Annotated in this window: 5 protein-coding genes; 2 read left to right on the plus strand and 3 right to left on the minus strand. The window is 63.5% G+C overall.

Annotated features, from left to right (window positions below; translation table 11 throughout):
* On the plus strand, positions 1 to 1403 hold a 1403-nt coding region (locus JXA24_07505), incomplete at its 5' end, for a VCBS repeat-containing protein (GenBank protein ID MBN1283599.1).
* Between the two features lie 12 nt (positions 1404 to 1415).
* On the opposite strand, the gene JXA24_07510 is transcribed toward JXA24_07505, so the two are convergent.
* The 3 genes from JXA24_07510 to JXA24_07520 all read right to left on the minus strand — a co-directional run bounded on the left by JXA24_07510 (position 1416) and on the right by JXA24_07520 (position 6874).
* Positions 1416 to 3971, minus strand: a complete 2556-nt coding sequence (locus JXA24_07510) for a M4 family metallopeptidase (GenBank protein ID MBN1283600.1) — start codon at positions 3969 to 3971, stop codon at positions 1416 to 1418.
* Between the two features lie 421 nt (positions 3972 to 4392).
* Entirely contained in the window at positions 4393 to 5586 is a 1194-nt protein-coding gene (lhgO, locus tag JXA24_07515) for an L-2-hydroxyglutarate oxidase (GenBank protein MBN1283601.1), read from the minus strand.
* A gap of 112 nt (positions 5587 to 5698) precedes the next feature.
* The gene (locus JXA24_07520) at positions 5699 to 6874 is read right to left on the minus strand and encodes a hypothetical protein (protein ID MBN1283602.1); all 1176 of its coding nucleotides are present in this window, start codon (positions 6872 to 6874) and stop codon (positions 5699 to 5701) included.
* 284 nt (positions 6875 to 7158) lie between these two features.
* Between JXA24_07520 and JXA24_07525 the strand changes: the two genes are divergently transcribed.
* Complete coding sequence (locus tag JXA24_07525) at positions 7159 to 9255, plus strand: hypothetical protein (protein MBN1283603.1); 2097 nt, start codon at positions 7159 to 7161, stop codon at positions 9253 to 9255.
* The last annotated feature ends 116 nt before the right edge of the window (positions 9256 to 9371 follow it).

A 9371-nucleotide genomic window follows, 5' to 3' on the forward strand; every position in this document is an offset into this window, starting at 1 on the left:
ATTGGAACGCCGGCGGGAAGAACGGGCGGGGATACCTCTTCTACGCGGGCGTCCTCGAGGCGAGCATGGCGGCCGGGAGTGCGGCCGCGACGGTGACGGGCGACGCTGCCGGAAGGCAGCTCGGCATGTGGGGAAGGGACGATATCAATCACGACGGCTACTCGGATCTCCTTGGATACGAAAGCCTCGAGAACTACACCGGCAGGCAGTATCTCTTCTACGGCGCCGCCGGCGACGCGCCTATCTCTGGCGGCCTGATCTCCAACCAGGCCGCGAACACCTTCAGCGGCGTCGAGGACAATGAGTTTTTTGAGCTGGTCGGCACAGACGACGTCAACGGCGACGGCTATGCTGACATCGTCGCCAGGTCGCGGTGCGGAGGGGACGTCGGCTGCGTTTACGCCTTCCTCGGCCCGGACTTTGCGGCCCAGGAGACATCCGCCACCGCCGACGTGACGATAACCGGCGCTGCCGCCGGCGACTTTTTCGGCGGGACTGAATCGAATGTGTGCGTCGCGGACGTGAACGGCGACGGGATCGCCGACATCATCGCCGGCTCTCCGGTTGCCTCAGCGCAGAGCGGCCTCATCCAGGTCTTCTACGGCGGGCCGAGCCTGGCCTCAAAGAGCGCCTCCGCGGCGGACGTGACGATCACAGGCGATGGCGATCTCTTTGGATCATATCCCTTCGCTGCGGACCTCGACGGCGACGGCCGCAAGGACATCGTAGTCCCCAATTACAACTACGACAGCTCGAGGGGAAGGGTGTATGTCTTCTACGGGGCCAACCTCGCCAGCAAGGGGGCGGCGGATGCGGACGTAATACTGACGGGGGAGAACGTCGGTGACGACTTCTCGGCAGTCGAGACGGGCGACGTGAACGGCGACGGGCTTACGGACCTCCTGGTCGGGGCAGACGGCTATGACACCGATCGCGGCAGGGCGTACGTCTTCTACGGCGGCTCAGGGATCGCCACAAAGGGCGCGGCCGATGCGAACATCATCTACACCGGCAACGCCGGTGACTCTTTAGAGGTCGCTCCGCCGGCGGACATCAACGGCGACGGCATCGAGGACATCATATTGCCCAGGTCCTATAGCGCCTCGGCTCAGGGGAAGATCTTTATCTTCATCGGTGGGAGCGGGATGACGAGCGGCACGGTGGACAGCGCGAACATCACCCTGTCGGGCGAGGGGACGACTGATGGATATAGATTCATTAGGACCCTGGACGTCAACGGCGACGGGATCGCCGACGTGATCGCCGGCGCCTCCAGATACGATTCCGACCGAGGGCGCGCCTATATCTTCTACGGCGACGTGGCGCTCTCGAGCAGGACCGCCGACCTGGCGGACGTGATAATCACAGGGGAGAGCGCAAACGATCAATTCGGCCTCTTCTGATGCCCGGACCCGCTACTGGGTCTCCACCAGGATGTCCATGTCTATGCCGTCCATCGCGGCCCCCTCGGGCGGGGTGATCTTGAGGAAGTACTTCACCGCCTGGAACGGGGCCTGCTGCGTGCCCGGGGCCGTGTAGTGGAAGCCGGCCCTTGGCTTGAAGCTCATCGCCTGCACCGGGTCGTTCGTCCCCCGCGCCACCACGTGCCCCAGGTCGTCCACGATGCCGGCCGAGTAGGCGGCAACACCGCCTGCGGACATGTCGACGCTTACCTTGATCAGGAAGTCCTGTCCGAGCCAGTTCCCGCAGCCCGCGCAGTCGCCCAGCGAGACCGGGTCGAGCGGATGGACGAAGCGGTTCATCTCGACGCCGAACTCCACCTTGCCGCAGTCGCCCGGGAGCGGGACCTCGTCGGCGTCGCAGGCCGTACCCCCCCTGTCGCCGTCGCAGTTCCTCTGGTCCGGGTTGGCCACGCCGGGGCAGTTGTCGCAGGCGGAGCCCACGAGGTCCCCGTCGGGGTCCGCCTGGTCCTGGTTGGCGGTGAAGGGGCAGTTGTCGAGCTCGTCCGCGACGCCGTCGTCGTCGTCGTCGGAGTCGCAGGCGTTGCCTGAGCCGTCCTTGTCCGTGTCGACCTGGTCGGCGTTCGCGACGTCCGGGCAGTTGTCGGCGGCGTCCGGGTGCCCGTCGCTGTCGCGGTCATCGCAGACATCGCCCTGGCCGTCCTGATCCGCGTCGGCCTGGTCCGAGTTCGCTATGTAGATGCAGTTGTCCTCGCTGTTCTTCTTCCCGTCGCCGTCTATGTCCTCGTCGCAGGCGTCGCCCGCCCCGTCGTTGTCCGTGTCCTTCTGGCCCGGGTTTGCGATCTCTGAGCAGTTGTCGTCCACGTCGGGCGACTTGTCGCCGTCCTCGTCCGGGTCCGCGAAGTCGAGCTCGCCGTCGCAGTCCTTGTCCGCCCAGGCCTCGGCCACGCCCACCGATCCCCACGCGTTCATGACGTCGCAGACGTCCTGCCCGCTGAAGCCGAGCGTCCCCTTCTCCGCCCAGATGTCGGCGACCGCCACGAAGTACATGCGGGTCAAAAGGAAATTCTTCACGCCCGTCAGGACGTCGGTCAGCACCTTGTAGTAGAGCCTCTGCGCCTTATCCTTGCCGATGCCGTGGATCGTGTAGGTGTTGTGCACGCCCCCCTCGGCAAGGAGATAGGAGGCCTTGTTCGGGATGCCGCAGTTGGTGTGCACGCCGCCGTGGTCCAGGCTCGTGACGAGATAATCGTCCATGTGGTCCGGGTCGTTGTCGATGGCGGGCGGGTCGCTCATGTCCCGGATTGCGCCGCCGGGCGCGTATTCGCCCATCAGCCAGTCGCCGTCCACCATCGCGCCGAAGAAGTCGGAGAAGTGCTCGTCGAGCGCGCCGGATTCGCCGTGGTACTCGGCGACGCCCTCGTACGACCCTATCCCGTGCGTCCATTCGTGCGCGAGTATGTCTCGCTGTGCTCTCCCGTCGATGAAGAGGATGTAGTCGCATCCCCGGTCATAGTGAGTTCCGTGCGACGACAGCGCGTGGACCATGATCTCCGCCTGCACATCGTGGCCGTCCCAGCCCTTGCGCCCGAAGGTGTTGTAGAAGTAATCGTAGACGGCGTGGGCGTAATCATAGGCGTGCTGGCCGTCCAGATGGAGGTCGGAGCCCGCGCCCGGATAGCCGGTGGGGCCGTCCTCGTCGAACCACTCGTCGTCGTCGGTCTCCGCGAGGCCGTTCCAGCAGTGGTTCGAGGACGTGTTGTTCGCCGTCTCTATGTCGAAGTCCTTTCCCGCGGGGGACTGGCTCAGGTAGAAGAGGGCCTCCCCGCTGCAGGCGTCCACGAAGGCGAGCCATGAAGATCCGCCGCCGTTGATGTCGCAGTAGCCGCTGAGGCTGACGCGCCAGGCCAGGCGCACGTCCGACTCCGCGGCGGAGTCGATGAGCGCGCGGTCGAAGTACATGAGGCGCGTCTCTCCAAGGGCCTCCATCCCGGAACAGCCCGTCCCCGCGATCGCCGCCGCCTCAGCTGCGTCGGCGTCGATCGAGGGGGCCGCGTAGGCCGGGAAGTCGGCGACGTAGCGCCCGCCCGTCATCCGCACATAGCCGTCCACGATGTGGACCGCCAGCGCGGCTCCGTAGACGGGGATGCCGTTCTGGCGCTGGCCGAAGAAGAGGTGCTCCTCGCCTTCCTCCGCGTTCTGCACCACCTTTTCCAGGTATAGCTGCGACGCCGGGTCGGTGAGGCCGTAGAGGTCCTTGTAGGTCTCGAGGAAGTTGAGCGCGCGCACCACGGCGTCGTCCTCGAGGCCCGACGGGACGGCGACCTTCATCGAGAGGAACTCGGGGATCCCGTCGCTGAAATAGAACTGCACCGGCGTGAGCGAACCCGCCCTGAGCCCGTCGAGCGCGGACGCCTGCGTATCGGCGACGTAGTCGGTCGAGGACCCGCCGCCGCAGGTGGCGACAACGATCAGCATCAGGACGCCGAACACTCTCACTACAAGGCGAAGGGAGATCGGAAATTCATGGTAGCGGATCATCGGCTTCATATCGCTGACCTCCGAGAATGTATGCCACGTGAGGATGCACGCGCTGGCAGCGCACAATGCTTTGCATTAATATCATGATAACACAAAAAGGGCTGTTTCCGATAAGCTCAAAACCTGAACGATCGGACGTAAACAGTCAGACCTATAAACAATTAAAACAATTAAACAATCAGACGAAATTAAATAAACAATCAGACGGACCAAATCGGTCCAGAATAAAGCTCTTTAAAATACAATGTGTTGAAAGTAATGTTGAGAGTTGGGTCGGATAATTACTGACGATTCCCGTTATCTTGTTGCGGATTGCGGGTCTGGACCGTCTGACTTTCCCGGCATAAAGAGACGTGAGCAGTGCCTGGCATGACTTTGCTCCGTCTGACGGTAAAAACCGTGACTAGTGACTGGTGACTGGTAGATCAGGTCAGCTGGTCATTGCCTCATCGACCACAAGGCGGGCGAAGGCGAACGAGCAGGTGAAGGCCGGGGATACGGCGTTGAGCACGTGGACGCTCGCCTCCCCCTTTCTTATCACGAAGTCCATCTCCAGCCTGCGCTGGTTTCTGTCGAGCAGCTGGGCGCGGATGCCGGGGCGCAGGGAATCGCCGAACATGGCAGGGTCGGCCGAGGGCATGAGCCTGCGCGCCATCTTCACGAAGCCGCTCTTGAGGTACTTCTTCATCTCGACGAGGGCGAGGTCGCGGAAGTTGAAGTCGTTCGCCGCGAAGAGGAGAGCCTCCCAGAGCGATATCTCCACCGCCTCGTCGAGCCGGAATCCCTCGATCAGCCCGTAGCACTCGCGCCAGAAGACCGGGGTGGCGGTGGGGCCGCACTTGGCGGTGCCGTCCGCGCAGCGGGTGAAGGCCACGCCAAGGAACGGGTTGGCCAGGTTGGGCACTGGGTAGACGTGGCGGCGGAAGTGCGCCGCGTGCTTGTATCTATAGTAATAGCCCTTGAACGGGATGACCGTGTACTCCTCGCCCACGCCGTACCGGTGGGCCACGCGGTCGGCGTAGAGGCCGGCGCAGTTGATCAACGCGTCGCACTCGAGGCGGCCCTGCGACGTCTCGATCGCGCGGCCAGGGAGGCGGCGGAGGAACTTCGTGTCGAACATGAACTCCACGCCGCGGGCCCTGAGGTCGCCCGCCAGCGAGAGGCAGACCTCTTCCGGATCCACGACCGCGGTCGTGGGCGACCAGAGCGCGCGGCCGAAGGTGCGGGCGGCGGGCTCGAGCTCGCGGAGCTCACCCACGTCGACCGCCTTCACATCGATGCCGTTCACACGGCCGCGCCGGAGCAGCTCGTCCACGCCGGCGGTCTCATCCGGGCTCGCAGCGCAGACCACCTTGCCACAGCGGTCGATGCGAAGCCCCTTCTCGAGGCAATATTCGGTGAGCAGGCGGTTGCCGTCAGCGCACAGGCGCGCCTTGAGCGACTCGGCGCTGTAGTAGAAGCCGGCGTGGAGTATGCCGCTGTTGCGGCCGCTGGCGTGGCGCGCGGGTGCGGGCTCCTTGTCGATCACGCAGACGGAGGCTCCGGGGTGGCGGATGGAGAGCTCGCGGGCGCAGGACATGCCGATGATGCCGGAGCCCACTACTATATAGTCAAAGGAGGTCATATTTGGGACCCGGAACCCGGGATCCGGAACTCGGGATCCGGGATTCGGAAAATAGTAATCGGGGGATAGTGGAGGGGAAAGGGGAAATAGTCAAGGGAACGGGGATCGTGGATCAGGCGGCGCCGAGGTCGTCCACGCGGCGGATGTCGACGTCGGCTCCGAAGAACCGCCTGAAGCAGCTCTCGACCGTCTTCGTGCCGCGGTTGTTGGAGAGCATGGCGTGGATGGTGCGCATGACCGAGTCCTCGGTGGTTGGATAGATGTCGCTGCGGCCGTCGAAGAGCAGCTCCGGCCGCGCGCCTTCGGTCCTGTAGATCATCGTGCCCGCGCCGACGAGCTTATCGCCCTCGATGAAGAGGTGCGGGTGCATGACCTCAGGGATCGCGACGCGAATCTCCCTGCCCGCCTCGCCGGGCAGCTCCACCACTATGTAATTGAGCACCCGGTCCGACAGCACCCGCGGAACGCCCTTGCTGTCGAGTATGGCCGCGCGCCCGGTGACATCGCCCGCCTGCTCCACTATCCTCGCTATGCGCATCTGTCTGTTGGCCGGATCGGGGGAGTCGACGCGGAACGGGATATTGTCCTTCATGGACTCGAGCGCTGCGCGCTGCTCGACCACGGCGTTCTTCATGGCGACGAGCTCGTCGGACCTCGCGGCGCGCTCGAGGTTCGCCTCGACCCTCCTTCGCCTGAGAGTCAGGCCGCGGGCCAAGAACGCGGCCTCCATGGCAGCGGCGAAGCCGGCTGTCGCGAAGAGCTGATGCTGGATCTCGCCCAGAAAGATGTACGTGGAGAGGAAGAACGCCGCGTCCAGCACCGTCCTACGCGCGACCCAGGAGAAACCGAAATACGGATTGGAGGACGGAAGCACGGGGGGCAGCGACTCGAGCTTCGAGTCCAGATCCTCCTCCAGGCGCAGGAGCAACTCGCTCGAAGCGTTGTAGCTCAAAAGCCCCATCGACGTGGCCTTCACGACGCACGGGGCGCTGAGGGATTCGTTTATGAACAGCTCGAGGATGTCGCGGGCGGCCGATATCTCCCTCACCTCCCTGCTGAAGATGCGCCGCGTGGAGTGCACGAGGTACGGGACCGTGAAGGTCTTGTATTCCCGGAACCAGTCCGGGTTCTGCATGTCGGGCGTGGGGAGGTAGAAGTCGTTCTGCCGGGCGAATTCCTTGCCAATGGAGAGCGATTTCCCGGCCTCCAGGGGATCTCGGGTCCGCGCCATGTTCATGACGAGCGAGATCTTCGCACCGAGCGACATCCCGGGCACAGAGAGGGACATTGTGCTCACGCTGTTTAACGCCATCATAATGTCTTCGCCGCTCCATACGGCGGGTGGCGCCTGCTCTGATGCTCGCAGGACCTCACTTTGCCGGGAATACTACAACCGGGCGACGGGTTACAACGTGTTTTTACGAAGACAGGGCGGCGCAAGGCGTTATCCGACGCTAACGTATTGATATTAATGATGAATATAAATGCAGAAAAAATGCAAAACTATGCGCAACAAAAGCGATTTACTGCCGATAATATATCGACAGGCCCGGGGGGGGGCCGGAGCCTCAAATGCCAATCAAAAATTCCAGGAACGAAATGAGCGCGGGCGTGATAGACCGCTCGGTCCGGGTCTCAATCGCCCAGAAACGCGCCGAGGAGATGGAAGCGGACGCAAGGCTCCACTTCGCGTCAGACGGAGCAACTTCCCCCGCCCCAGGGGCGTCAGACGGAGCAATGGCGTCAGACGGAGCAAAATCACGGGAGGGGGATGTCGTAAGGGGTGAGGACGACGGCAACACCTATGTATTTACATCGATATTTCACCCCTCCTCTGTGGCGGACGATGCCATGAGGGCGCTCGCCCACTCGATCACGAATGGACTGCGCAGGGCCGCGTCCGAGTTCGCGACATCGATAGCCATAGCCCTCGACGACGACAGCGCGGAACGCACAGGGCTGTCGAAGATCGATGTGATCGACTCGGTGTTCAAAGGGGTGGAGCGATATCTGCAGAAAGCGCGCGACGAGAAGGAGTACCCCGGCATCTCCGATATAATGCTGGCGGCCGGCAAGGCGATGTATCTCACCTACTGGATGGAGATCACCGACATAAGGCGGAGGCTGGGCGCATTCGAGGGCGGGCCGATCGAGGCGCCCGTCGTGCGGCCGCCCGTTTTCCTGCCTGAATTCGCGGAGGAGGAGCAATCGGAGGCGCCTGTCGCGGCGCTTGCCATGCCGTCATCCTCCGAGCTCGCGCACGAGGTGCCGAAGCACGCGGTGCTCTCGTGGCTGCTCAAGATCGGCGACGCGCTGGCCAGCGGCGACGGAAAGCGGGACATCTCCTTCTACCGCAACAGGGGATTCGACATCGGCGCGACCCCGAGCGAGGACCTCGTGGTCACATTCGACGCCGAGAGCGGCGCGATCATCTCAGCTGACAGGGGATTTCATCTTCCGGATCCGGAAGATCTGGAGAGCGGTCAGGCTGCGATCAGGATATCCACATACGACGTGCACGGCATGCCCGCGATAAAGGTTACCCCGGACATAGTGATTTCCGACGCGCCGCCCTCGAGGACGGCGTTCGCGGTGATATCGGCGATACAGGGCAGGGTGCCGATCGCGCCGAAGAGCGAAGGCGAGGCGGTCGAGATGGAGGACGGGTCGAAAATCGAGACGCTCGATCCGGCGACCGGGGAGAAGAACGCGCGCTTCATGCAGAAGCTGCTCAGCTCGGCGGAAAAAGAGTCGATGACCGTGGAGATACCGCTCTACGTCAAGCACGAGGGCCAGATGCGCCTCGCGACCAGGCTGGCTGCGACAGAGAGCGGGCTCGACGCCAATGCTCTCCGGGAGACGCTGACCGGGATGATCATGGGGCACTCCGAGTACGACATCGCGATCGAGCGGGGCGGCCGCTTCGTGGGCGCTAAGATGCACATGAGCTGGGCAAACAGCCCCCGCAAAACGAGCTACGACGTGGGGTTCGCGCCGGACGACGCCTCGTTCGCACGGAACGTGCGATTCAAATATGCGAGGGGAGCCGACGGTAATGAGGCGCACGTGCCGGTTGCGTTCGAGTGGGAAGGGCCCATGGGGATCGCTTACGAGTCGTTCAAGCGATGGTACGACTCGCCGGAGTTCAGGGCGCTGCGCAGCTCCATGCTGCTTGAGGAGCAAGCGGTTGAACTCATGTACCGCAGCGACGACCCGGCGCGCAGGATCCGCGCCATGTTCGATCACATGGGCGCGACCCGCGGGCTCGTTCGAAAGCTCAAGTCGGAGGCAAAGGCGAAGGACCGGGAGAGCAAGAGCGGGTTCACGTCGCTGATAGCCCGGGTCGAGCGCACTCTGAACAGCGAAAGAAAGCTCACACCGGGGCAGATGGTGTTCGGGGCATATATCGAGATGCTCATGCGCGACGTGCTGGGCGACGCTGAGGTCGACCGGATAGTCGCGGGAGGCGGCGATAATCTGCCCCCGAAGGGCGGCCCCGGCGGCGGGCGCGCGCTGGGCGGCAAGTCGGGCGGCACGCCGCAACCCGTGAGCGGCCTTGTTTCGGGCACCATGCCCGGGATCGGCGATCAGCCGGTCAAACCGCCGGTAGCACCCCTGAACTGCGGCGTTAGGACAATGCTTCCGATCTTCATCGTTCCGATAAAGTAAAAATGCCGGCAGGCAGCTCCTTCGCCACAATTTGATACCATGAACCTGCTTCATGGCGTCAGCGAATGACACTATAAAGGCACTTCGCGTCAGACGGAGCAAACTCACAGCAAACG

The sequence above is a fragment of the Pseudomonadota bacterium genome (assembly GCA_016927275.1).
In the GTDB taxonomy this organism is placed as follows: domain Bacteria; phylum UBA10199; class UBA10199; order 2-02-FULL-44-16; family JAAZCA01; genus JAFGMW01.

Bases quoted from the DNA above. Each gene is read 5' to 3' on its own strand.
- JXA24_07510 (MBN1283600.1), bottom strand. From the start codon at position 3,971: ATGAAGCCGATGATCCGCTACCATGAATTTCCGATCTCCCTTCGCCTT.
- lhgO (MBN1283601.1), bottom strand. From the start codon at position 5,586: ATGACCTCCTTTGACTATATAGTAGTGGGCTCCGGCATCATCGGCATG.
- JXA24_07520 (MBN1283602.1), bottom strand. From the start codon at position 6,874: ATGTCCCTCTCTGTGCCCGGGATGTCGCTCGGTGCGAAGATCTCGCTC.
- JXA24_07525 (MBN1283603.1), top strand. From the start codon at position 7,159: ATGCCAATCAAAAATTCCAGGAACGAAATGAGCGCGGGCGTGATAGAC.